Below are 22,996 nucleotides of genomic sequence, written 5' to 3'. Positions count from 1 at the left end.
CTACAACAAGGAGTCCTCACTCATGCTCAAGAGCACCTACGCCACCGGCGGCCTGTTCGTTGCGCCCCACCATCTCGCCGCCCAGGCCGGGCGCGATGTGCTCGAGGCAGGCGGCAGCGCCGTGGAAGCGATGGTCGCTGCGGCGGCCACCATCGCGGTGGTCTATCCGCACATGAATGCCATCGGTGGCGACGGTTTCTGGCTGATCCACGAACCAGGCAAGCAGCCCATCGCCATCGATGCCTGCGGCAGCAGCGCGGCCCTGGCCGATCGCGATTTCTACGCCGGCCACACGCAGATTCCCAGTCGCGGCCCGCTGGCCGCACTGACCGTGGCCGGCACCGTCGGCGGCTGGGCCGAGGCCCTGGCACGTACCGCCCATTGGCAGCCGCAACGGGCGCTGCCCGAGCTGCTCGCCGACGCCATCGGCCATGCCCGGCGCGGCATCGTGGTCAGCCGTAGCCAGGCGCAGCTGACCCGCGCCAAGCTGGCCGAACTGCATGACGTGCCGGGCTTTGCCGAGGTTTACCTACTCGACGGTCAGCCACCGCGCGAAGGCGAGCTGCTGCGCCAGCCGGCCCTGGCCGACACCCTGCAGCGCCTCGCCGACGCCGGCCTGGACGACTTCTACCGGGGCGAGCTGGCCGAGCGCATGGCCGCCGACCTCAAGCGCCTGGGCAGCCCATTGCGCTTGGCCGACCTGCAGGGCTACCGGGCCCGCGTCGTCGAACCGCTGAGCGTGCGGCTGGGCGATGCCACCCTGTACAACATGCCACCGCCGACCCAGGGCCTGGCTTCGCTGCTGATCCTTGGCATCTTCGAAAAGCTCGGCATCGAACAGGCCGAAAGCTTCGCCCATGTGCACGGGCTGGTCGAATCGACCAAGCAGGCGTTTCTGATTCGCGACCGCGTGGTGACCGACCCGCACCGTGTGCCGGAAGATCCGCAGAGCCTGCTGGCCGACGCCAACCTGCAGCGTCTGGCCGACAGGGTCGATCCACGACAGGCACTGGCCTGGCCACAACCGGCGCAGCCGGGCGACACCATCTGGATGGGTTGCATCGATGCCGAAGGCCGCGCGGTGAGTTTCATCCAGAGCGTGTACTGGGAGTTCGGCTCCGGCGTGGTGCTGCCGTCCACTGGGGTCGCCTGGCAGAACCGCGGCATCAGTTTCTCGCTCGACCCGACCGCGCTGCAGGCCCTGGAGCCGGGGCGCAAGCCGTTCCACACGCTCAACCCGGCCCTGGCGCTGTTCGACGATGGCCGCACCCTGAGCTACGGCACCATGGGCGGCGAGGGCCAGCCGCAGACCCAGGCGGCGATCTTCAGCCGCTACCGTCTGGGCAGCGACCTGCAGGCGGCGGTCAGTGCGCCACGCTGGCTGCTGGGCCGCACCTGGGGTGATGTCAGCACCACGCTGAAGCTGGAGAGCCGCTTCCCGGCCGAGCTGGTCGAGCGGTTGCGCCAGGCGGGGCATGTCGTCGAGGTGCTGGACGAAGCCTTCAGCGACACCATGGGCCATGCCGGCGCCGTGCTGCGCCGCCCCGACGGTGTGTTGGAAGGCGCCGCCGACCCGCGCAGCGACGGCAGCGTCTGCGGCTTGTAACCCCGAGCCACAGAACGAAAACGCCCCGCTAGTGCGGGGCGTTTTCGTTGGCGGGCGGGAACGTCTGATCCATGCCCGCGATTCGCGCCCATGGCGCCGCGAATCAGTCCTCGGTCTTCCAGTTCTTGCGGCTCATGTAGTCGCGGGTTTCCTTGACCACCACGCCGGAGAGCAGCAACAGGCCGATCAGGTTGGGCAGCGCCATCAGGCCGTTGGCGATGTCGGAGAAGGTCCATACCACCTCCAGCGAGGTCACCGCGCCGACGAACACTACCGCCGAGAAGATCAGCCGGTACGGCATTACCGCCACGCGGCCCATCAGGCGCTCCATGCAGCGCTCGCCGTAGTACGACCAGCCGAGAATGGTGGTATAGGCGTAGACCAGCACGCCGATGGTCACCGTGTAGATGCCCCAGCCGCCGCCCAGGCCCTGCTCCAGCGCCCAGGCGGTCATCGGTGCGCCTTTGAGGCCTTCCTGGGTCCAGGCGCCGGTGACGATGATCGCCAGCGCGGTGAAGGTGACCATCACCAGAGTGTCGAGAAAGGTCTGGGTCATCGACACCATGGCCTGGCGCACCGGCTTGTCGGTCTTCGCCGCAGCCGCCGCGATCGCGCCGGTACCCAGGCCCGACTCGTTGGAGAAGATGCCGCGGGCCACGCCCATCTGCACCGCCAGGATGATGCTCGAGCCAAGGAAACCACCGGCTGCCGCGCTACCGCTGAAGGCATCGGTGAAGACCAGAGCGATGGCATCCGGCAGGCGATCGGCGAACACCACCAGTACGGCGACGTTGCTGATGATGTACAGCACGATCATCACCGGCACCACGCCGGCGGCGAAACGGCCGATGCTCTTGATGCCGCCGATGATCACCACCGCGGTACCGATGGCCAGCACCAGGCCGCTGAGCGTCGGCGAAATGCCCCAGGTGTCGTGCAATTGGTGGGCGGCGGTATTGGCCTGCACCATGTTGCCGATGCCGAACGAAGCCACCGCACCGAAGATCGCGAAGGCGATGCCCAAGGTCTTGCCCAGGGTGCCGCCCACGCCTCGGGTCAGGTAATACATCGGCCCGCCACTTTGCTCGCCCTTGGCATCGGTAACCCGGTACTTCACGCCCAGCAAGGCTTCTGAGTACTTGGTGGCCATACCCACCAGGCCGGTCATCCACATCCAGAACAACGCACCGGGGCCGCCGATGCCGATGGCCGTGGCCACCCCGGCGATGTTGCCAACGCCAATGGTCGCCGCCAGTGCGGTGGCCAGGGCCTGGTAGTGGGAAACGTCACCGGGTACGTCGCCCTTTTCCGAGCGTTTGACGAAGGCCAGCCAGAAGGCGTGGCCGAGTACGCGGAACTGGATGCCACGCAGGCGGACGGTCAGGTACAGGCCGGTGAGCAACAGCAGGGGGATGAGCAGAAACGGCCCCCAGATGAAGCTGCTGATGGCCGTGAGCACAGCGAGAAATTGATCCATGGCGGGTGTCCTTGTTGTTCTGTCCAGTGCGGCTCGTGGCCAGCAGGAAGGCACCGCTGGCTGGTAGAGCCGCGGTGCCGAGCGAGTGAACGCACATGCGTCCGTGCAACATCGGATGGTCTGTCACAGGCCCAAGGGCGTAACAAAATGTTTAGGCGAATCAATCGATTGCGATGCGGGCGATTGTTGCCAGGTCGGCAAGGCTATAACAACTTGGCCGCGAAAGGGCTGGAAAAAACAGGCAATTCAGCTGCGCGGCGGGATTCGCACAGGTAATCGGCGCGCCCCGGCGCCTGCTACCGGACAATCAGTCGTTGCACGGTATCGGCTGTGAACGCCAGGTCGCCCAGGCCTGTTCCCAGCCCGTGTGGTGGGAGACCTGCGTCAGGCTGACGGTTTGCACGCAGCGCGCTTCACCGAGGCCATCCAGGTAGTGATGCAGCACGCCAGCCGGCACCACGCTATCCGCATCGCCGGCCAGGTGCCGCTGGGTAACGGCGCGCAGCCGCTCGCGGTAATCCAGCGGTTCCAGCGAGCCTTCGAGGGGGCTCAGCTGCAGCAACCGAACCCAGTAGCGCGGACTGAGATTGCCGGCGAGGGTCTGCACGCTGACGACATCATCGCGTCGCGCGGCCAGCAATAGCGCCAGCGCCGCGCCGCCGGAATAGCCGACCAGCTCGAACGTCTGGTTGCCGTAGCGAGCCTTGATCAGATCGAGCGCCCCGTCGAGGCTGCCCAGCACGTCACTGCCGAAACGCCGACTTGTCCACAGGCTCGTGGTGCACCCAGGCGCGGTGACGAACTGGCAGGGCCGCGCCAGGTACAGGCTGGGCGTCGGATCGCTGAATGCCAGGCGCGCCACCAGCAGATCGCGCGGCGAGGGGTCGAGGCTGGGCTGCGACGGCGTCGCCCAGGCCTGGCCATCGCCTTCCAGATAAACGCGCATACGCGCCGCCGCCGGCACCTGGGCCGGTGCACCGAGCAGCAACGGAAAGGGTTTGCTGTCGAGCGTTTGCAAGCGATGGTGCTGACCGGCCAGCTCGCCAAGCCGCTCTTGCGGCGACTGGCAACCGCCCAAGGCAAAGACCAGCAGCGCGCCAAGAAGCAGCGCAGCCGGCTTTGCAGGGCGAGCTGTCAGCATCCGGTCAGCTTCGCCTCGCGGCGCTCGCCCGGGAAGAAGAACGGCCGCAGGCGCACGCCCACGCCGTTACCGACGAACGCCGCGACCAGCCAGAGCCAGCCGTGCAGGCTGCCGGACGCGATGCCGCTGAAGTAGGCGCCGATGTTGCAACCGTAAGCCAGGCGCGAGCCGTAGCCGAGCAGCAGGCCGCCGATCACCGCCGCCACCAGCGAGCGCAGCGGGATGTTCAAGTTCGGCGCGAAGCGCCCGGCCAGGCCAGCGGCCAGCAGCGCGCCGATGACGATGCCGATGTCCATCACCGTGGTGATGTCTTCCCACAGCGGCGCAGCCAGCGCCTGGGCATTGGCCGGCTGCTGCCAGAACGCCCAGGCGGAAACGTCGACACCGGTCCCCTGCAGCACCTTGGCGCCCCACAGCGCGAACGCCGAGGTGATGCCCCAGGGGCGACCAGCCAGCGCCAGGGTGGCGAAATTGAGCAGCGCCAGCAGCACCGCGCCCCAGATCAGCGGCCAGGGGCCACGCAGGAAACGCTGCCAGCCCTGGTGCTCACTGGAAGCCGCACGCTCCAGGCTGCCATGCCGGCGCAGCTCCAGGCGGGCGCTGATGGCCGCGATGGCGGCGAACAAGGCGAGGCTGACCACTAGTGCGGGCACCAGGCCCAGGCTGGTAACGATGGAGGTCGGCGGCAGGCTCGGCAGCGCCGACCACCACTCCAGGTGATGGGTAGCGACCACGCCGCCGATGATGAAGAACAGCAGGGTCACCAGCATCCGCGCATTGCCGCCGCCCACGGTGAACAGCGTGCCGGATGCGCAACCGCCGCCCAGCTGCATGCCGATGCCGAAAATGAAGGCGCCGACGATCACCGAGGTGCCCGCTGGCGCCACCAGACCCTTGACCGGCGTACCGAACAAGGTACCTGCCGACAGCGCCGGGAAGAACAGCAGCACGGCGATGGCCAGCATCACCATCTGCGCACGCAGGCCGGCGCCACGGCGCTCGTTGAGCAGCACGCGCCAGGCCGACGTGAAGCCGAACGCCGCGTGATAGAGCACCAGGCCCAGCGCACCACCGACGATGAACAACAACGCCTGACGCCCGCTGACCGCGAAGGTGAGCGCCAGCGCGCCGGCCAGCAGCAGCGCCACGGCCACCAACGGTGTACCCGGACGATTGACCGGCGCCGCAGCAGGGATGGAGATATTCATATAGACCTTCGAATAACCAATTGAAACGGTCGGCTATTCTAGCCCGTCCCGCCGGTGCTGGTGAGCGGATGCTTAGAACGAATGCTGAAAAGGTTATGCCAGCGGGCTATCACCGCCAATCGCCAGACGAAAAAAAGGGGCCTTGCGGCCCCCAGAGGTTAATCGGTGACGCTCAGGCTTCGACTTCGATCAGCACTTCGCCCGGGTTGACGCGGTCGCCCTTGGCCACGTGCACGGCTTTGACGGTGCCGGCGATCGGCGCCTGCACTTCGGTTTCCATCTTCATGGCTTCGGTGATCAGCACGGCCTGGCCAGCCTTGACGGTGTCGCCTTCCTTGACCAGCACGTCGACGATGTTGCCCGGCATGCTGGTGCTCACGTCGCCCGGTGCGCTGGCGCTGCGGCGTTTGCTGCCGGTGCCGCCGGCGACGTAGTCGTTGAGCGCCTCGAACACCACTTCCTCGGGCATGCCGTCGATGGACAGGTAGAAGTGGCGTTTGCCCTCGCCCTTCACGCCGACACCGGTGATGTCCACGCGGTAGCTTTCGCCGTGCACGTCGATGATGAATTCGGTCGGCACGCCTGCACCGCCGGCTGCCGCCACGCCGCTGCCATCGGGAATCGGCAGCAGGGCTTCGGGTTGCAGGGTGTCGGCCTCGCGCTCTTCGAGGAATTTGCGGCCGATGTCCGGGAACATGGCGAAGGTCAGCACGTCTTCCTCGCTCTTGGCCAACTCGCCGATCTGCCCGCGCAGCTTGTCCATTTCCGGCTTGAGCAGGTCGGCCGGGCGCACGTCGATCACCTCTTCGTTGCCGATGGCCTGCTTGCGCAGTTGCTCGTTGACCTTGCCCGGCGCCTGGCCATAGCCGCCCTGCAGGTAGAGCTTCACTTCGTTGGTGATGGTCTTGTAGCGCTCGCCGGCCAGTACGTTGAAGAACGCCTGAGTACCGACGATCTGCGAGGTCGGCGTGACCAGCGGCGGGAAACCGAGGTCCTCGCGCACTCGCGGAATCTCCGCCAGCACTTCGTTCATGCGGTTCAGCGCGCCCTGCTCCTTGAGCTGGTTGGCGAGGTTGGAAATCATCCCGCCTGGCACCTGGTTGACCTGCACGCGGGTGTCCACGGCGGTGAATTCGCTTTCGAACTGGTGGTACTTCTTGCGCACGGCGTGGAAGTACATGCCGATTTCCTGGATCAGCGACAGATCCAGGCCGGTGTCGTATTCGCTGCCCTTGAGTGCGGCGACCATCGACTCGGTGCCCGGGTGGCTGGTGCCCCAGGCGAAGCTGGAGATGGCCGTGTCGATGTGATCGGCGCCCGCTTCGACCGCCTTGAGCTGGCACATCGAGCCCAGGCCCGCGGTGTCGTGACTGTGGATGAATACCGGCAGGTCGATCTCGGCCTTGAGTGCCTTGACCAGATCGGCCGTGGCGTACGGCGTGAGCAGGCCGGCCATGTCCTTGATGGCGATGGAGTCGATACCCATGGCCTGCATGGCCTTGCCCTGGGCGACGAAGGCCGCGACGGTGTGCACCGGGCTGGTGGTGTAGGCGATGGTGCCCTGGGCGTGCTTGCCGCTGGCCTTTACCGCCTCGATGGCCACCTGCAGGTTACGCACGTCGTTCATGGCGTCGAAGATGCGGAATACGTCGATGCCGCTTTCCGCCGCCTTGGCGACGAAGGCACGCACCACGTCGTCGCTGTAGTGACGGTAGCCGAGCAGGTTCTGCCCGCGCAGAAGCATCTGCAGCCGGGTGTTGGGCAGCGCCGCACGCAGTTGGCGCAGGCGCTCCCACGGGTCTTCCTTGAGGAAGCGCACGCAGGCGTCGAAGGTCGCGCCGCCCCAGACTTCCAGCGACCAGTAGCCGACCTTGTCGAGCTTGTCGCAGATCGGCAGCATGTCCTCGGTGCGCATGCGGGTGGCCAGCAGGGACTGGTGGGCGTCGCGCAGGATGGTGTCGGTAACCGTGATCTTTCTTGTCATGGTGCGTTCCTCACAGGCCGGCATGGGCGGCGATGGCGGCGGCGATGGCCAGGGCCAGTTCGCCCGGCTTGCGTTTGATCGAGTAGTTCAAGAGCTCGGGGTGGTTGTCGACGAAGCTGGTGTTGAAGCGCCCACTGCGAAATTCGTCGTTGGCGAGAATCTGCTGGTAGTAGGTGGCGGTGGTCTTCACGCCCTGCACGCGCATGTCGTCCAGCGCGCGGGAGCCGCGGGCCAGGGCTTCTTCCCAGGTCAGCGCCCAGACGATCAGCTTCAGGCACATGGAGTCGTAGTACGGCGGAATGGTGTAGCCGGTGTAGATCGCCGTGTCGGTGCGCACACCGGGGCCGCCGGGGGCGTAGTAACGGGTGATCTTGCCGAACGAGGGCAGGAAGTTGTTGCGCGGGTCCTCGGCGTTGATGCGGAACTGCAAGGCGAAGCCGCGGTACTGGATGTCTTCCTGCTTGATCGACAGCGCCAGGCCCGAGGCGATGCGAATCTGCTCGCGGACGATGTCGATGCCGGTGATTTCCTCGGTGATGGTGTGCTCCACCTGCACCCGGGTATTCATCTCCATGAAGTACACCTCGCCCTCGGCGAGCAGGAACTCCACGGTGCCGGCGTTCTCGTAGCCCACGGCCTGGGCGGCGCGCACGGCCAAGTCGCCGATGTAGGCGCGCTGCTCCGGGGTGAGCTGCGGGCTCGGGGCGATCTCGATGAGCTTCTGGTTGCGACGCTGGATCGAGCAGTCACGCTCGTACAGATGCACGGTGTTGCCGAAGCTGTCGGCGAGGATCTGCGCCTCGATGTGCTTGGGGTTGACGATGCATTTTTCCAGGAAGACTTCCGCGCTGCCGAAGGCCTTGGTGGCCTCGGAGATTACCCGCGGGAATGCCTGTTCCAGCTCGGAGCGCGAGTTGCAGCGGCGAATGCCGCGGCCGCCACCGCCGGAGGTGGCCTTGAGCATCACCGGGTAGCCGATGCGGTCGCCTTCGCGCAGCGCCTCGGCGATATCCGCGACATTACCCTCGGTGCCCGGCGTCACCGGCACGCCGGCCTTGATCATGCTGCGCCGGGCTTCGGTCTTGTCGCCCATACGGCGGATGACCTCGGCGCTCGGGCCGATGAACTTGATGCCGCGCTCGGCGCAGATTTCCGCCAGCTCGGCATTCTCGGAAAGAAAGCCATAGCCGGGGTGCAAGGCATCACAGCCGGTTTCCACGGCCAGGTTCACCAGCTTGCGCGGGTTGAGGTAGCCGGCCAGTGGGTCGTCGCCGATGCCGTAGGCCTCATCGGCACGTTTGACGTGCAGCGCCTGGCGATCGGCATCCGAATAGATGGCCACCGAACGAATGTTCATTTCGGCACAGGCCCGCACGATGCGCACCGCAATCTCGCCACGGTTGGCGATCAGGATTTTCTTGATCACGAGCCAACATCCTCGATCACGTGAACAGGCAACCCTCACAGGGTCGATAGATGACCGAATGATTGCAGACCGGTCTTTGGTCAAACCCTACGCCGCTGTAACAATTAACCAAAATCAATATTTGTTGGGTTCTGCATAAGTAAAAACTTATGCTCTGCGAACAAGAAACCACCCGAGTGGTGAATAAAATTCGCAAGTCATTGTTACGCATGACCTTTCGGCAGCTTCAGGTATTTCGCTCGGTGTGCGATCACCGCTCCTACAGCCGCGCCGCCGAAGAAATGGCCCTCACTCAACCAGCCGTGAGCCTGCAGATTCGCCAGCTCGAAGAGCTGCTCGGCCAGCCTCTGTTCGACTACGTGGGCAAGAAGCTCTACTTGACCGAAGCCGCCGAGGCGCTGCAGCGGGCCAGCGAGGACATCTTCGGGCGCCTGGAGAGCCTCGACATGCAGCTCGCCGACCTCAAGGGCGCGCTGCAGGGGCAGTTGAGCCTGGCCATCGAATCCAGCGCCAAGTACTTCGTTCCCCACCTGTTCGCCGCCTTCCGTCGCGAACACCCGGAAGTCAGCCTGCAACTCACGGTGGTCAACCACACCCAGGCGGTCAGGCGGCTGAGCGCCAACCGCGACGACCTGTTGATCATGTCCCAGGTGCCATCGGACATGGCCCTGGAATTTCTGCCCTTTCTCAACAACCCGATCATCGCCGTGGCGCCCCCGGAGCACCCACTTAGCCAGGCCGAGACCCTGCAATTGCAGGACCTGTGCGACTGGCCGCTGCTGGTACGCGAGCCGGGCTCGGGTACGCGGCGCGCCTGCGAGGAGTACTGCCACCAGAAGCGCGCGCACTTCGCGCAGATCCAGGAAGTCGGCTCCATGGAGGGCCAGCGCGAGGGCGTGCTGGCCGGCCTGGGCCTGGCGCTGATCCCCCGCCACGCGGTGCGCCGCGAGCTGCAGCTGGGCCTGCTGCGCGAGCTGCCGGTAGCCGAGCTGCCGCTGCTGCGCAGCTGGTGCGTGATGCACCCTCGCGGCAAATACCTGTCGCCCGTGGCCCAGGCGTTCTTCAACTTCGTGCGCGACCAGCGCAAGCAGATCGGCGCGCTGGCCGAGCAGTTCAGTGGCGTGGGCAATTCGCTGTAGGGCTTTCGTATATGATGGCCAGGGTTCTCGTCCGGCAGGTGCCAATTGCCCTTATCCCCTGAAAATGCGCCCAATCTGGGTATCGTGCCGTCCACGTCGGAGGTGATCACCCGGCACCTGCGCGACGCCATCGTCGCCGGGCGTTTCGCCGAGGACGAGCCGATCCGCCAGGACGAGATCGCCCGGCTGTTCAACGTCAGCAAGATTCCCGTGCGCGAGGCGCTCAAGCGCCTGGAAGCCGAGGGCCTGGTGGTGTTCCAGCGCAACCGCGGGGCGATGGTCACGCGTATCGCCGAGGCCGAGCTGGCGCAGATGTTCGAGGTGCGCATCCTGCTCGAGGACAAGGTGCTGCGCCTGGCGATCCCCAATATGACCGACGCGACCTTCGCCGAAGCCGAGCGCATCTGCGCGGCGTTCATCGGCGAGCACGACGTCGGCCGCTGGGCTGCACTCAACTGGGCGCTGCACGCCTGCCTTTACGAGCCGGCGCAGCGGCCCTATCTGGTCAACCTGATCCGTTCGATCCACGACAAGCTGGAGCGCTACCTGCGCCTGCAGATGAGCCTGTCCGAGGGCAAGGATCGCGCCGACGTGGAACACCGCGAGATCATCGCCGCCTGCCAGGCCGGGAACGTGGAACGCGCCGCGGCGCTGCTGGAGCAGCACATTACCGGCGTGTGCCGGAGCTTGTTCGAACATTTGCCTGGGCGGCGGTGAGTCGGCGGCCCGTAAGGCAGAGCCATATTTTGTGGGAGCGGGCCATGCCCGCGAAAGAATCGCGGGCATGGACTGGGCGTCCCCGCCCGCTCCCACAGGATCATTCGCTAAATCCGGTTCGACGCCTCCAGCGCCTTGAGCAGACGCGCATCGTGCCCGTAGATGTCCGGGCGGAATTGCACCTGCCCGTCAGCGCCGACCTGGGCCGTCCAGTAGGCCATCAGGATTGGCACCGGTTGCGGCAGATCGGCGCGCAAGGTGCGACCGCTGTCCCATTGCCTGGTGATGCGTGCGCGCTCGGTGGGCGAGGCGCCAGCGAGCAGCTGATCGACCAGTTCGGTAACCCGTTCGATGCGCACGCAGCCCGAGCTGAACAGCCGCGGCAGGTTGTCGAACAGGCGCTGGCTCGGCGTGTCGTGCAGGTACACCGAGAACGGGTTGGGGAAGCGGATCGCCACCTTGCCCAGCGGGCTGTGGGCGCCTGCCGACTGGCGCACCATCACCCGGCCGGGGCGCTCCCAGTCGACGCCACGCGGGTCCACCGGATTGCCGTCGTAGTCGATCACCTGCATGTGGTTGGCGGCCAGGTAGCCGGCTGCGTCACGGCGCAGCACGGGCAGCTTGTCTTCCTTGAGGATGGTCGGTGGAATGGTCCAGGTCGGGTTGAGCGTCAGGTGGGTGATGCGCGAGCGCAGCAGCGGCGTCGGCCGGGCCGGCCGACCGACTTGGGTGCGCGCCTGCCAGGTGACGGTGTGGTCACGCAGGAACATCACTTCGGCGCCCGCCACGTCTATCAGCACGCTTGTCGGCTCGATCTCGTGGGACAGCCAGCGCAGGCGCTCCAGGTTGATGCGGATCTGATCCATACGCTCGCTGGCGGAACGGTTCAGCTCGGCCAGGGTGCCGGGGCCGACCACGCCATCGGGCTTGAGCAGGTGGCTGCGCTGGAAAGCCTTGACCGCCTCGACCAGCGCCGTCGAGTACACCGACGTTTCCTCGGCGACCAGGGCCGGCGCGCCCTGGGACAGATCGCCATGCAACTGCAGCCGTTGCTCCAGCAAGGGCACCCGACCATCCACGGCGCCGGGCTTGAGCAGCGTGCCGCCGGGGATCGCCAGCCACTGCGGCAATTGCTCGCGACGCAACTCGGCGAAGCGCTGGCGCAATTGCTGGTAGGGGCCAAAATCCGGCCGCGCCTGGGCGAAGGCCTGCGCCGGGTCGGCCAACCCCGCCTGAGCGATGGCCAGCAGCGGCGCCTGGCTCTGCTGCACCGCCATACTCTCGGGCTCCCACAACGGCTCGACCTTGGCCTGTTCGAGGCGCCCGTAGGTCAGGTCTCGCAGAGCCTGCAGATACGCCGTGGTGGCGAGCACATCGACACAGGCCTCGAGGCGCGGCGATGGATCGCTGACCGCCGCCAGTTCGCGCAGCGGCTCCAGATGGTAGGCACGCGGCTCCAGGCCATCGTCGGCCAGCGCCTCCAGCTGGGCGAACAACACGGGCAGGTTTGCCTTGTTCCACGCTGCTTGCGAGCCGCGTAGCAGGTAGAACGGCTCCAGCCATTCACGGTCCTTGGCGGAGAGCTCGAGCACGGGCGTTACGCAGCTCAGCTCGGCCTCGGCGAGCTGCTCCTGCAGCGGGCTGGGCGGCGGGGTGTCGGCCAGCGCCAGGGGTGCCGTCAGGGCCAGTGCCCAGGCAGCGGTTGAAGAGGGAGAGAACAAGGCACCGCTCCAATTTACGACAGAGTGAATGACAGCCCGTCGGAATGGCCCGCGGGAAAAGGGAACTCGGCTGCTAGAATCGCGGGCTTTGTTGTGCCCGCACCGCCTGGCGGAGACGCGCCCCATCGATGGCCGAAGCCTACGTCGAAGGCTGAAGCTCTGAGACTTAAGATGATGACCACGATTCAGCGAATTTGCTTAGCCTTTCTTTGCCTCGCGCTGCCTGTACCGTCCGTAATCGCCGCCACTCTGGCGCCGGATCCGTTGTTCGAAGGCTTGTCTGCACAAGCACCAGCGCTCGATCGTCAGGTACTCAATCACGCCCTCGACGCGATGCGCTGCGCCATCAACAATGGTGCCGTACCTGCCCAACGCCTGGCCGTGATCGACTTCTCCAAACCCTCCAGCGATCGCCGCCTGTGGATCTTCGACCTGACCAAGAAACGCCTGCTGCTGCACGACCTGGTCGCCCACGGCCAGCAATCCGGCGACAACTTCGCCACGCGCTTCTCCAACCGTGAAGGCAGCCACCAATCCAGCATCGGCCTGTTCCGCACCAGCGAAAGCTACACCGGCAAACACGGCTATTCCCTGCGCATGGACGGCCTGGAGCCCGGCTTCAACGACCTGGCGCGCCAACGCGCCATCGTCATCCACCCCGCCGACTACGTGAACCCGGCCTGGATCAAGACCCAGGGCCGCATCGGCCGTAGCCAGGGCTGCCCGGCGGTACGCCCGGAAATCGCGCGCATGGTGGTAGACAGCCTCAAGGGTGGCCAATTCATGTTTTCGTACTACCCCGACAAGCGCTGGCTGAAGGGCTCGGCGTTCATCAACTGCAAGCCCGCGCTGGTCGCAGGCATCCTCAATGCCAGGGAAGGCTGAGCCCTTCACCCCGCCTTTTTGACGCTCGCACCTCGATAGCGCGCTGCGTTCCGGCAGCGCCAGCGCCCAATTGCGGCGTTTCCAAACGACCTTTTCAGCACCATCGGCGCACTCTGCGACTATCGCCAAGGCGCCGTCACGCCTGGGATTCGGCAATGCTTGCATATTGTGTATTCTGGTATACCATAATACCCAACACCAACCAGCCGAGGAGCTGCCATGAGTTTCGAGATTCGCAAGATCGTCAGCTACACAGAGGAAACCCTGATCGAAGGTGGCAAGGCGACCGACAAGCCGGTCACCATGGTCGGCCTGGCCGTCGTGATCAAGAACCCGTGGGTTGGCAATGGCTTCGTCGAAGACCTCAAGCCGCAGATCAAGGCCAACTGCTCCGCCCTCGGTGAACTGATGGTCGCGCGTCTGACCGCTGCCATCGGCGGCGCCGACAAGATCGAAGCCTACGGCAAGGCCGCCGTGGTCGGCGCCGACGGTGAAATCGAGCACGCCTCTGCCGTCATCCACACCCTGCGCTTCGGCAACCACTACCGCGAGGCAGTGAAGGCCAAGAGCTACCTGTCGTTTACCAACAAGCGTGGCGGCCCGGGTACCTCGATCCAGATCCCGATGATGCACAAGGATGACGAAGGCCTGCGTTCGCACTACATCACCCTGGAGATGCAGATCGAAGACGCCCCGCGCGCCGACGAGATCGTCGTGGTGCTGGGCGCCGCCGACGGTGGTCGCCTGCACCCGCGCATCGGCAACCGTTATATCGATCTGGAAGAACTGGCAGCCGAAAAGGCGCAGTAATCGGGAGCAGGCCATGATTCGGCACCTCGCTGAACGTACCCCCGCCGGCACCAGTTACCGGGTGATCGGCCAGGGCCAACCCGTGGTATTGATCCACGGCGTGGGCCTGAACAAAGACATGTGGGGCGGCCAGGTCGTCGGCCTGGCCCAGCATTTCCAGGTCATCGTCTACGACATGCTCGGCCACGGCGACAGCCCACGCCCGGCGGTAGACACCGACCTGGCCGGTTACGCCGACCAGTTGCGTGAACTGCTCGACCACCTCGGCCTGCCGCAGGCCATGGTGATCGGCTTCTCCATGGGCGGCTTGGTAGCCCGAGCCTTCGCGCTGCACCACCCGCAGCGCATCGCCGCGCTGGTAGTGCTCAACAGCGTGTTCAACCGCAGCCCCGAGCAGCGCGCCGGCGTCATTGCGCGTACCGCTCAGGCCGCCGAACATGGCCCGGATGCCAACGCCGAAGCGGCGCTGTCGCGGTGGTTCAGCCACGAGTATCAGGCCGCCAACCCGGCGCAGATCGCCGCCATTCGCCAGACCCTGGCCGGCAACGATGCCCAGGGCTACCTGACCACCTATACGCTGTTCGCCACCCAGGACATGTACCGCGCCGACGACCTGGCCGAGATCCAGGTGCCGACGCTGATCGCCACCGGCGAGCTCGACCCGGGCTCCACGCCGCAGATGGCCGAACAGCTGGCGCAGTGCATTCCTGGCGCGCGCGCCGTGGTGCTGGCCGAGCAACGGCATATGATGCCGGTGGAATCGCCGCGCCTGGTCAACCAGATGCTGCTGGAGTTCCTGGAAGAAGCCTGCCAGCTGCAAGACACCGCCAAGGGGATCGTCGCATGACACTCGCACGCTATCAGATGTGCATTGACGGCCAGTGGGTCGACGCGCAATCGGGCAAGACCTTCGAGAGCCTCGACCCGGCTCGTGCCCAGGCCTGGGCCGTGCTGCCCGACGCCGCCGGCGAAGACGTCGAGCTTGCCGTGCAGGCCGCCCAGGCAGCCTTCGAGAACCCGGCCTGGCGTGGCCTCAGTGCCACCGCGCGGGGCAAACTGCTGCGCCGCCTGGGTGACCTGATCGCCGAAAACAAGGAAGCCCTGGCCCAGCTGGAGAGCCGCGACAACGGCAAGCTGATCCGCGAAACCCGCGGCCAGGTCGGTTATCTGCCGGAGTTCTTCCATTACACCGCGGGCCTGGCCGACAAGCTCGAAGGCGGCACCCTGCCCCTCGACAAGCCGGACATGTTCGCCTACACCACCCACGAACCAATTGGCGTGGTGGCCGGGATCATCCCCTGGAACAGCCCGTTGTACCTGACCGCGATCAAGCTCGCCCCGGCCCTGGCCGCCGGCAACACCATCGTGCTCAAGCCCTCGGAACACGCCTCGGCGACCATTCTCGAACTGGCCCGCCTGGCCCTCGAAGCCGGCTTCCCGGCCGGGGTGGTCAACGTGGTCACCGGCTACGGGCCGACCACTGGCGCGGCGCTGACCAGCCACCCGCTGGTGCGCAAGATCGCCTTCACCGGTGGCGCCGCCACTGCCCGCCACGTGGTGCGCGCCAGTGCCGAGAACTTCGCCAAGCTGTCGCTGGAACTGGGCGGCAAGTCGCCGAACATCATCTTCGCCGATGCCGACCTGGACAGCGCCATCAACGGCGTGGTCGCCGGCATCTACGCCGCCTCCGGGCAGAGCTGCGTGGCCGGCTCGCGCCTGCTGGTACAGGACAGCATCTACGACGAGTTCGTCGAGCGCCTGGTCGAGCGTGCCAAGCGCATCCGCATCGGCAACCCGCAGGACGACGCCAGCGAAATGGGTCCCATGGCCACCGCCCAGCAACTGGCGGTAGTCGAGGGCCTGGTCGCCACAGCCGTGGCCGAAGGTGCGAAACTGCGCCTGGGTGGCAAACGTCCGCAGGTCGACGGTGAAGGCTGGTACTACGAGCCGACCCTGTTCGAATGCGACAGCCACTCGATGACCATCATGCAGGAAGAGGTCTTCGGCCCGGTCGCCTCGGTGATCCGTTTCAAGGACGAAGCCGACGCCCTGGCCATGGCCAACGACTCGCAGTTCGGCCTCGCCGCCGGCATCTGGACCCGTGACCTGGGTCGCGCCCATCGCATGGCCAAAGGCGTGCGCTCGGGCATCATCTGGGTCAACACCTACCGCGCCGTATCGGCCATGGCACCGATCGGCGGTTTCAAGAACAGCGGCTACGGCCGTGAAAGCGGCATCGATTCGGTGCTGGCCTACACCGAGCTGAAAACGGTGTGGATCAACCTGTCGCAAGCGCCAATGCCCGACCCGTTCGTGATGCGCTGAGCGCATCGAGGAAAAGCAAAATGATCGAACCCGGACTCTACAAATCCGTCATGGCCGCCTTCCCCTCCGGCGTGACCATCGTCACCACCCAGGGCCCCGATGGCGGCATCGTCGGCATCACCGCCAGCGCCTTCAGCGCGCTGTCCATCGATCCGGCGCTGGTGCTGTTCTGCCCCAATTACGCCTCCGATTCCTACCCGGTGCTGCGCGACAGCAAGCGCTTCGCCATCCACCTGTTGTCCGCCGAGCAGCAGAAGGAAGCCTACGCTTTCGCCGGCAAGGGCAAGGACAAGGCCGCCGGTATCGAGTGGACGCTCAGCGAGCTGGGCAACCCGCTGCTGAACAACGCGACGGCGATCATCGAGTGCGAGCTGTGGCGCGAGTATGACGGTGGCGACCACGCGATCATGGTCGGCGCGGTGAAGAACCTGATCCTGCCCGAGAACGCCCCGGTGCCGATGATTTACCACCGCGGCAAGCTCGGCGCCCTGCCGGCATTCGCTTAATACCGACACAACTTCGCGAGCTAGAGTCCTGCAAGGCAAAGGCCGGCGAGAAAGCGGAGTGTACTTTTGTACATGAGCATTTCGAGTCTGGTTTTAACGCCGCAGGGCCGACGCGCAGCAAGTTGTAACCTTCTTTGGCCGTGCTCACTCACCCTCGAGCACGGCCTGTTTTATTCTGGAGCCGTCATGACGCCCGAAGCCTCGCGCCTGTTCCGCCAGCACGCCTACCTCGATGGCCAGTGGCTGGCCGCCGATGAAGGCGGCACCCAAGCCCTCTTCAACCCCGCCAATGGCGAAGAGATCGGCCATGTGCCCGACATGGGCAGCGCCGAAACCCGCCGCGCCATCGCCGCCGCCAACGCCGCCTGGCCGGCCTGGCGGGCACGCACCGCCAAGGAGCGCAGCGCCATCCTCAAGCGCTGGCATGCCCTGATGCTGGAAAACGCCGACGCGCTGGCCGAGATCCTCACCCTCGAGCAGGGCAAACCGCTGGCCGAAGCCCGTGGCGAGATTCTCTACGCTGCCAGCTTCATCGAGTGGTTCGCCGAAGAAGCCAAGCGTATCTACGGCGACACCATTCCCAGTCACAAGGCCGATGCGCGCATCGTGGTGACTAAGGAGCCGATTGGAGTGGTCGCCGCGATCACGCCGTGGAATTTCCCGGCGGCGATGATCACCCGCAAGGTCGGCCCGGCCCTGGCCGCCGGCTGCCCGTGCATCGTCAAGCCGGCGCCGGAAACGCCGTTCTCGGCCCTGGCCCTGGCCGCGCTGGCCGAAGAAGCCGGGCTGCCCGCCGGCCTGCTCAACGTGATCACCGGTGATGCAGTGGCCATCGGCAACGAACTGTGCGCCAGCGCCGACGTGCGCAAGCTGTCGTTCACCGGCTCCACCCCCATCGGCAAGCTGCTCATGCAGCAGTGCGCCAGCACCCTGAAGAAGGTTTCCCTGGAGCTGGGTGGCAACGCGCCGTTCATCGTCTTCGATGACGCCGACCTGGAGCGCGCCGTCGACGGTGCCATGGTCGCCAAATACCGCAATGCCGGGCAGACCTGCGTGTGCGTGAACCGCTTCCTGGTGCAGGACGGCATTCACGATGCCTTCGTCGCCCGCCTGGCCGAGCGTGTGGCCGAGCTGAAAGTCGCCGATGGCTTTACCGATGGCGCCCAGCAAGGCCCGCTGATCAACAGCCGGGCTGTGGACAAGGTCGCCGATCACGTCGCCGACGCCCTGGGCAAGGGCGCCCGGCTGGTCTGCGGCGGCGAGCGCCACGCCCTCGGCCACGGCTTCTACCAGCCCACCGTGCTGAGCGAAGTGACGACCGAGATGAAGGTCGCTCGCGACGAAACCTTCGGCCCGTTGGCCGCGGTGTTCCGCTTCAGCGACGAGGGCCAGGCGATCCACATGGCCAACGACACCGAATTCGGCCTGGCAGCCTATTGCTACACCCGCGACCTGGGCCGCGCCTGGCGGATGAGCGAGGCGCTGGAATATGGCATGGTCGGCATCAACGAAGGGCTGATCTCCACCGAAGTAGCGCCTTTTGGCGGCATCAAGTCCTCCGGCCTGGGCCGCGAGGGCTCGCACTACGGCATCGACGATTACCTGGAAATCAAATACACCCTGATGGGTGGGCTTTAGGGTCAGGCGACCATATGGCGGTAGCTGACGGCGAGCAGCGCTTTTGTAGGAGAGGCTTTAGCCTCGAACTCTTTGTTTGCCTTGATAAAAAGCTCGGGGCTAAAGCCCCTCCTACAAGGTCGTCCGATGTGAGGGCGCCTGATGTCCGCCTTTGCCTTCCAACAGCCTCATCGCCAGCCAACCGGGAGAACCGACATGAGCAACGACAAGTACCAAAAGGGCCTGAAGATTCGCACCCAGGTGCTGGGCGAGGCCTACGTGAAGCGCTCGGTGGAGAACGCCGACGACTTCAACCGCCCGCTGCAGGAGCTGGTCACCGAATACTGCTGGGGGCACGTGTGGGGCCGGGAAGGCTTATCGATGCAGGAGCGCAGCATGATAAACTTGGCCATGATTTCCGCGCTCAATCGCCCGCACGAACTGAAGCTGCACATTCGCGGCGCCCTGCGTAACGGCCTCAGCCGTGAGCAGATCCGCGAGATCCTGCTCCAGGTCGGCATCTACTGTGGCGTGCCTGCCGCGGTCGACAGCTTCCGCATCGCCCGCGACGCGTTCGCCGAAGCGGATGCCGAGCAGCAGCAACCCGAGGCATAACCGGCCAAGGCAATGCGATGAGTGCGCCCATACCTATAACGCGAGCACTAACCATGAAACGCCAGCCGATCGACGACAGCTTCAAGGTCAACCGCAATCCCGTGACCCTGCGGGAAATCGTTCTGGACAAGCTGCGCAGCGCCATCATGAACTTCCAGCTGCTGCCCGGCGATCGCCTGGTGGAGCGCGACCTCTGCGATCGTCTGGGCGTCAGCCGCACCTCGGTGCGCGAGGCGCTGCGCCACCTGGAATCCGAAGGCCTGGTCGAATTCGCCGACGCCAAGGGCCCGCGCGTGGCGATCATCACCCTGGAAGATGCCTGCGACCTCTACGAGCTGCGCTGCGCCCTGGAAGGCATGATCGTCCAGCTGTTCACCCTGCGTGCCCGCGCCAAGGACATCCGGGCTCTGGAACGCGCCCTGGAGAACAACCGCCAGACTCTGGAAAAAGGCGAGCTGCCCGATGTGCTGGAGTCGGTGCAGGAGTTCTATGACGTGCTGCTCGAAGGCTGTGGCAACGAGGCGGCGGCTACCCAGCTGCGCCAGTTGCAGGCGCGTATCAGCTACCTGCGCGCCACCTCGGTGTCGCAGAGCAACCGCCGCAGCACCAGCAACCAGGAAATGGAGCGCATGGTCGAGGCGATCAAGAGCGGCGACCCGATCGCCGCCCACCAGGCCTCGGTGGACCACGTGCGCGCCGCGGCCAAGGTCGCCCTGGAGTACCTCGAAGCCAAGCAGGAAGGTGCCAAGGCCCGCGACATCGTCGCGCCCATCGGCCTGCAAGACCCGCGTATCGGACGCTGACCGCCATGCCCAGCCCGCGCTTCTGTAATCAATGCGGCAGCGCGACGCTGGAACGGCGTCGCCCGGCAGGTGACGACCACCACCGCCTGGTGTGCGGCGGCTGCGGGCACATCCACTACGAAAACCCGAAGATCATCACCGGCTGCATCATCGAGCAGGACGGCCGTTACCTGCTGTGCCAGCGCGCCATCGCGCCGCGTATCGGCACCTGGACGCTGCCGGCCGGCTTCATGGAAAACGGCGAGACCACCGAGGAGGCCGCCCTGCGCGAAGTGCGCGAGGAAGCCGGCGTGGTGGCGGAAATCACCTGCCCCTACTCGGTGTTCAGCGTGCCCTCGATCAGCGAGGTGTACCTGATCTTCCGCGCCCGCCTGCTACACGACACCGGCTACTTCGGCAGCGAAACCTCGGCCCGCCGCTTCTTCGCCCCTGAGGACATCCCCTGGGAGCAGATCTACTACCCGGCCATCCGGCAGATCCTGGAGCGCTACATCGCCGAGCGCGAGGCGGGCATCTACGGCATCTACATGGGCAGTGACGATACCGGCAAGGTGCATTTCATCCGCTAGCGCGTTGTAGCGCTAAGTGGCGTTAGCGGCCGTTCGGGCGCTTTGCTTTTTGGTGCTCCTCATGCCACAAAATTTGCAGGCGACACCAATCGCCCCTTCAGGAGGCCGAACGGAATCGTTGTGGAGAGGGCCGGGCGGGCAGCCTTGAGCGGCATGGATGCCGCGAGAGTCGCGATGGGCCAGGGATGGCCCTTCGCGGCGGGCCCTCGGAGCAATGATGGAGTGAGGGAACCCCAGCGAAGCTGGGGCCGCATGTCGGGGCTAGACCTTTTGGTTTCTTTTGGCGGGGCCGGCCATCCGGGCGATGCCAAAAGAAACCCGCTCGTCAGAGCGGAACCGGACGTATGAACAACGCGATAATGCTAACGAGCCACAGCTTTCGCACGGCGTATTAAACTTAAAAAGCTCGGGGCTAAAGCGGAGCGCCGCCCGGCCCCTCCTACGCGTTATGCGAACGGCTGCTTCTGCCTTGCTGCAGCCGCTCAACTCACCGAACTCGGCTTGCCCCCCGCCACCTCTGCGACCACGGCCTTCTTCGCCGCGCCCGGCTTGAGCTGCCAGATACCCACCATCACCAGCGCCAGCCCGGCCATCTGGTACGGCGAGATGGCTTCACCGAGCAACGCCCAGGCGGCAAAGATGGTCAGCACCGGGCCGAGGTTGCCGACGGCGGCGGTGTGGGTGGTGCCGATGCGCTGGATCGCCAGAGCCATCCAGTACACCGGCAGCACGGTGGAAATCAGCGCCATCAGCGCAGCGCAGATCCATACCTGGGCCGGTTGCGCGAGCAGGCTGCCGGCCGGTTCGGTGACAGCGAAGTGCGCCAGCACCATCAGCGACGACGCGCTGCCCGCCAGGCCGGCCAGGCGCATCGAGCCCAGGCGCTTCACCATCACCCCGGTGCCCAGGTAGTACAACGCGTAAGTCACGGCGCTGGCGAATACCCAGAGCGAGCCGATGATCACCTGGCTGCCCATATCGGTAGCGCCGATATCGTGGATAAGCGCCACGCCCAGGCCCAGGTAGCAGACTGCCATCGCCAATAGCGTGCGGCGGCTGGGGCGTTCGCGAAAGGCGATCATCTGGAACACCAGCACCAGGGTCGGGTAGGTAAACAGGATCAGACGCTCCAGGCCGGCACTGATGTACTGCAGGCCGTAGAAATCGAACAGGCTCGACAGGTAATAGCCGAACAGCGCCAGCACTACGACACGGGCGCCATCGCCAGGCGAAAAACGCCCGCCAATACCGCCGCGGCTCAGCCAGACCAGCCAGAGGAACAATGGCAGGGCGAGGGTCATGCGCATCGCCAGCAGCGTGATCGCCTCCACGGGGGCGGCGGCATAGGCCAGCTTGACGAAGATCGCCTTCATGCTGAAACCGGCAGCGGCGAGGATGGCGAACAGGCTGCCGTTGCTGGCGCAGCGCTGAAAAAACGCGGAAGGGTTCATGACGTTCTGAATCCGAGGCAAGGAACGGTTATTCTGATCCGAATGGCGCTCGCCAAGAATCGGTATTTCCCTAAGACCGCCTTCTGTTTTGGAGAACCCCCGGTGCGTTTCGATCTCGTGGACGTGCGGCTGCTGGTCGCCATCGCCTCGACCGGCAGCCTCAGCAGGGCCGCGGCCACCTTTCCAGTGGCGGTGTCGGCGGCCAGCACCCGGCTAAGGCAGTTCGAGGAGCGCTGCCAGGTCAGCCTGTTCGCCCGCCATGCCAACGGCATGACGCCGACCCCGGCAGGGCGCCTGGTGCTCGAAGCCTGCCAGCGCATCCTCAACGAAACCCAGCGGCTGGAGGACAACCTGCAGGCGTTGTCCGGCCAGCAGCGGGTGGTGCTCAAGCTGTGCGCCTCGACGGTGGCCAACAGCACCTTCCTGCCAGCGGCGCTCGGGCCCTTCCTGGCCGATTACCCGGAAGTGGATCTGCAACTGACCGAAGGCAGCAGCCGCTCCATCCTGCGCGGTGTGCAGGCCGGTGACTTCGATCTGGGCGTCTACGACGGCAACCAGCCAACCGGCGGGCTGCTGTCCCTGCCGTTTCGCAACGACCGCCTGGTGCTGCTGGTGCCCCATGGTCATGAACTGGCCGGCCGTCGCCTGGTGCTGGCGGAGGCGCTGGGCTTTCCTTTTATCGGCCTGCCCGGCGAGCGGGCGATGCAGCGCTTCATCGAGGACAAGGCCATCGCGGCCGGTATCGCCCTGCGGGTGCGAGTACGGGCGCCGAGCTTCGATGCCATCGCTCAGCTGGTCGCCCAGGGCGCTGGCCTGGCCATGTTGCCCGAAGCCGCTGCCTCGCGGCTGGCCCAGGAGCTGCCGCTGACCCTGATCTACCTCACCGATAGCTGGGCCAGCCGCGAATTGCGCCTGTGCATCAGGGGCTGGCAGAGCCTGCCGTCCCACGCCCGCCAATTGGTCAGCCACCTTTCCGGCGTCGCCCACCCCGGCTGA

Annotated in this window: 20 protein-coding genes; 13 read left to right on the top strand and 7 right to left on the bottom strand. The window is 65.8% G+C overall.

What is annotated here, in order from left to right; genetic code table 11:
- The first annotated feature begins 22 nt into the window (after nucleotides 1–22).
- A complete protein-coding gene (locus BVH03_RS00865) occupies nucleotides 23–1,606 on the top strand; it encodes a gamma-glutamyltransferase family protein (protein WP_075959428.1) in 1,584 nt (527 codons plus the stop codon).
- 103 nt (nucleotides 1,607–1,709) lie between these two features.
- Here BVH03_RS00865 and BVH03_RS00860 read toward each other — a convergent pair whose 3' ends face one another.
- The 5 genes from BVH03_RS00860 to BVH03_RS00840 form a co-directional block, all read right to left on the bottom strand.
- On the bottom strand, nucleotides 1,710–3,083 hold the full coding sequence (locus BVH03_RS00860; RefSeq protein ID WP_075959427.1) for a sodium:alanine symporter family protein: 1,374 nt from the start codon (nucleotides 3,081–3,083) through the stop codon (nucleotides 1,710–1,712).
- A 307-nt stretch (nucleotides 3,084–3,390) separates the two neighbouring features.
- Nucleotides 3,391–4,224, bottom strand: coding sequence for an alpha/beta hydrolase (locus BVH03_RS00855; protein ID WP_075959426.1), 834 nt, complete (start codon nucleotides 4,222–4,224; stop codon nucleotides 3,391–3,393).
- On the bottom strand, nucleotides 4,218–5,432 hold the full coding sequence (locus BVH03_RS00850; protein WP_075959425.1) for a YeeE/YedE family protein: 1,215 nt from the start codon (nucleotides 5,430–5,432) through the stop codon (nucleotides 4,218–4,220). The genes BVH03_RS00855 and BVH03_RS00850 overlap by 7 nt, the downstream gene beginning before the upstream one ends.
- Before the next feature lie 172 nt (nucleotides 5,433–5,604).
- A complete protein-coding gene (oadA, locus tag BVH03_RS00845) occupies nucleotides 5,605–7,416 on the bottom strand; it encodes a sodium-extruding oxaloacetate decarboxylase subunit alpha (RefSeq protein WP_075959424.1) in 1,812 nt (603 codons plus the stop codon).
- Nucleotides 7,417–7,426: 10 nt separating this feature from the next.
- Nucleotides 7,427–8,842, bottom strand: coding sequence for an acetyl-CoA carboxylase biotin carboxylase subunit (locus BVH03_RS00840; protein ID WP_075959423.1), 1,416 nt, complete (start codon nucleotides 8,840–8,842; stop codon nucleotides 7,427–7,429).
- A 188-nt stretch (nucleotides 8,843–9,030) separates the two neighbouring features.
- On the opposite strand from BVH03_RS00840, the gene BVH03_RS00835 reads away from it, so the two are divergent.
- Nucleotides 9,031–9,981 carry a LysR family transcriptional regulator gene (locus BVH03_RS00835; RefSeq protein ID WP_075959498.1) on the top strand — a complete coding sequence of 317 codons (951 nt, stop codon included), beginning with the start codon at nucleotides 9,031–9,033 and terminating at the stop codon, nucleotides 9,979–9,981.
- Nucleotides 9,982–10,026: 45 nt separating this feature from the next.
- Nucleotides 10,027–10,698, top strand: coding sequence for a GntR family transcriptional regulator (locus BVH03_RS00830; protein WP_075959422.1), 672 nt, complete (start codon nucleotides 10,027–10,029; stop codon nucleotides 10,696–10,698).
- A gap of 107 nt (nucleotides 10,699–10,805) precedes the next feature.
- Here BVH03_RS00830 and BVH03_RS00825 read toward each other — a convergent pair whose 3' ends face one another.
- On the bottom strand, nucleotides 10,806–12,419 hold the full coding sequence (locus BVH03_RS00825) for a murein L,D-transpeptidase (protein ID WP_083639966.1): 1,614 nt from the start codon (nucleotides 12,417–12,419) through the stop codon (nucleotides 10,806–10,808).
- A 171-nt stretch (nucleotides 12,420–12,590) separates the two neighbouring features.
- Between BVH03_RS00825 and BVH03_RS00820 the strand changes: the two genes are divergently transcribed.
- The 9 genes from BVH03_RS00820 (at nucleotide 12,591) to BVH03_RS00780 (ending at nucleotide 20,549) form a co-directional block, all read left to right on the top strand.
- On the top strand, nucleotides 12,591–13,304 hold the full coding sequence (locus tag BVH03_RS00820; RefSeq protein WP_075959421.1) for a murein L,D-transpeptidase catalytic domain family protein: 714 nt from the start codon (nucleotides 12,591–12,593) through the stop codon (nucleotides 13,302–13,304).
- Nucleotides 13,305–13,523: 219 nt separating this feature from the next.
- Nucleotides 13,524–14,114: an amino acid synthesis family protein gene (locus BVH03_RS00815; protein WP_013789229.1), complete on the top strand. Its 591-nt coding sequence runs from the start codon at nucleotides 13,524–13,526 to the stop codon at nucleotides 14,112–14,114.
- A 13-nt stretch (nucleotides 14,115–14,127) separates the two neighbouring features.
- Nucleotides 14,128–14,961 (top strand): alpha/beta fold hydrolase, encoded by an 834-nt coding sequence (locus BVH03_RS00810; RefSeq protein ID WP_075959420.1) that lies wholly within the window; start codon nucleotides 14,128–14,130, stop codon nucleotides 14,959–14,961.
- Nucleotides 14,958–16,439 (top strand): aldehyde dehydrogenase, encoded by a 1,482-nt coding sequence (locus BVH03_RS00805; protein WP_075959419.1) that lies wholly within the window; start codon nucleotides 14,958–14,960, stop codon nucleotides 16,437–16,439. The genes BVH03_RS00810 and BVH03_RS00805 overlap by 4 nt, the downstream gene beginning before the upstream one ends.
- Nucleotides 16,440–16,459: 20 nt before the next feature.
- The gene (locus BVH03_RS00800; protein WP_075959418.1) at nucleotides 16,460–16,945 is read left to right on the top strand and encodes a flavin reductase family protein; all 486 of its coding nucleotides are present in this window, start codon (nucleotides 16,460–16,462) and stop codon (nucleotides 16,943–16,945) included.
- Between the two features lie 186 nt (nucleotides 16,946–17,131).
- A complete protein-coding gene (locus BVH03_RS00795; RefSeq protein ID WP_075959417.1) occupies nucleotides 17,132–18,583 on the top strand; it encodes an NAD-dependent succinate-semialdehyde dehydrogenase in 1,452 nt (483 codons plus the stop codon).
- 195 nt (nucleotides 18,584–18,778) lie between these two features.
- Nucleotides 18,779–19,177: a carboxymuconolactone decarboxylase family protein gene (locus BVH03_RS00790; protein ID WP_075959416.1), complete on the top strand. Its 399-nt coding sequence runs from the start codon at nucleotides 18,779–18,781 to the stop codon at nucleotides 19,175–19,177.
- Between the two features lie 53 nt (nucleotides 19,178–19,230).
- A complete protein-coding gene (locus BVH03_RS00785; RefSeq protein WP_075959415.1) occupies nucleotides 19,231–19,980 on the top strand; it encodes a GntR family transcriptional regulator in 750 nt (249 codons plus the stop codon).
- A gap of 5 nt (nucleotides 19,981–19,985) precedes the next feature.
- Complete coding sequence (locus BVH03_RS00780; RefSeq protein ID WP_075959414.1) at nucleotides 19,986–20,549, top strand: NUDIX hydrolase; 564 nt, start codon at nucleotides 19,986–19,988, stop codon at nucleotides 20,547–20,549.
- A gap of 482 nt (nucleotides 20,550–21,031) precedes the next feature.
- Here the strand turns inward: BVH03_RS00780 and BVH03_RS00775 are convergent, their stop codons facing one another.
- Nucleotides 21,032–22,000, bottom strand: coding sequence for a DMT family transporter (locus BVH03_RS00775; RefSeq protein WP_075959413.1), 969 nt, complete (start codon nucleotides 21,998–22,000; stop codon nucleotides 21,032–21,034).
- 102 nt (nucleotides 22,001–22,102) lie between these two features.
- On the opposite strand from BVH03_RS00775, the gene BVH03_RS00770 reads away from it, so the two are divergent.
- Nucleotides 22,103–22,996, top strand: coding sequence for a LysR family transcriptional regulator (locus tag BVH03_RS00770; RefSeq protein ID WP_075959412.1), 894 nt, complete (start codon nucleotides 22,103–22,105; stop codon nucleotides 22,994–22,996).

Origin of the sequence: Pseudomonas sp. PA15(2017), assembly GCF_001945395.1 — a bacterium.
In the GTDB taxonomy this organism is placed as follows: domain Bacteria; phylum Pseudomonadota; class Gammaproteobacteria; order Pseudomonadales; family Pseudomonadaceae; genus Aquipseudomonas.
This window is presented reverse-complemented; position numbering and strand designations above follow the sequence as displayed.

What these genes read in the sequence shown, in the direction of transcription:
- BVH03_RS00810 (WP_075959420.1), top strand. Translation starts at nt 14,128, where the DNA reads ATGATTCGGCACCTCGCTGAACGTACCCCCGCCGGCACCAGTTACCGG.
- BVH03_RS00775 (WP_075959413.1), bottom strand. Translation starts at nt 22,000, where the DNA reads ATGAACCCTTCCGCGTTTTTTCAGCGCTGCGCCAGCAACGGCAGCCTG.
- BVH03_RS00865 (WP_075959428.1), top strand. Translation starts at nt 23, where the DNA reads ATGCTCAAGAGCACCTACGCCACCGGCGGCCTGTTCGTTGCGCCCCAC.
- oadA (WP_075959424.1), bottom strand. Translation starts at nt 7,416, where the DNA reads ATGACAAGAAAGATCACGGTTACCGACACCATCCTGCGCGACGCCCAC.
- BVH03_RS00815 (WP_013789229.1), top strand. Translation starts at nt 13,524, where the DNA reads ATGAGTTTCGAGATTCGCAAGATCGTCAGCTACACAGAGGAAACCCTG.
- BVH03_RS00820 (WP_075959421.1), top strand. Translation starts at nt 12,591, where the DNA reads ATGATGACCACGATTCAGCGAATTTGCTTAGCCTTTCTTTGCCTCGCG.
- BVH03_RS00795 (WP_075959417.1), top strand. Translation starts at nt 17,132, where the DNA reads ATGACGCCCGAAGCCTCGCGCCTGTTCCGCCAGCACGCCTACCTCGAT.
- BVH03_RS00780 (WP_075959414.1), top strand. Translation starts at nt 19,986, where the DNA reads ATGCCCAGCCCGCGCTTCTGTAATCAATGCGGCAGCGCGACGCTGGAA.
- BVH03_RS00860 (WP_075959427.1), bottom strand. Translation starts at nt 3,083, where the DNA reads ATGGATCAATTTCTCGCTGTGCTCACGGCCATCAGCAGCTTCATCTGG.
- BVH03_RS00800 (WP_075959418.1), top strand. Translation starts at nt 16,460, where the DNA reads ATGATCGAACCCGGACTCTACAAATCCGTCATGGCCGCCTTCCCCTCC.
- BVH03_RS00790 (WP_075959416.1), top strand. Translation starts at nt 18,779, where the DNA reads ATGAGCAACGACAAGTACCAAAAGGGCCTGAAGATTCGCACCCAGGTG.
- BVH03_RS00785 (WP_075959415.1), top strand. Translation starts at nt 19,231, where the DNA reads ATGAAACGCCAGCCGATCGACGACAGCTTCAAGGTCAACCGCAATCCC.
- BVH03_RS00855 (WP_075959426.1), bottom strand. Translation starts at nt 4,224, where the DNA reads ATGCTGACAGCTCGCCCTGCAAAGCCGGCTGCGCTGCTTCTTGGCGCG.
- BVH03_RS00850 (WP_075959425.1), bottom strand. Translation starts at nt 5,432, where the DNA reads ATGAATATCTCCATCCCTGCTGCGGCGCCGGTCAATCGTCCGGGTACA.
- BVH03_RS00805 (WP_075959419.1), top strand. Translation starts at nt 14,958, where the DNA reads ATGACACTCGCACGCTATCAGATGTGCATTGACGGCCAGTGGGTCGAC.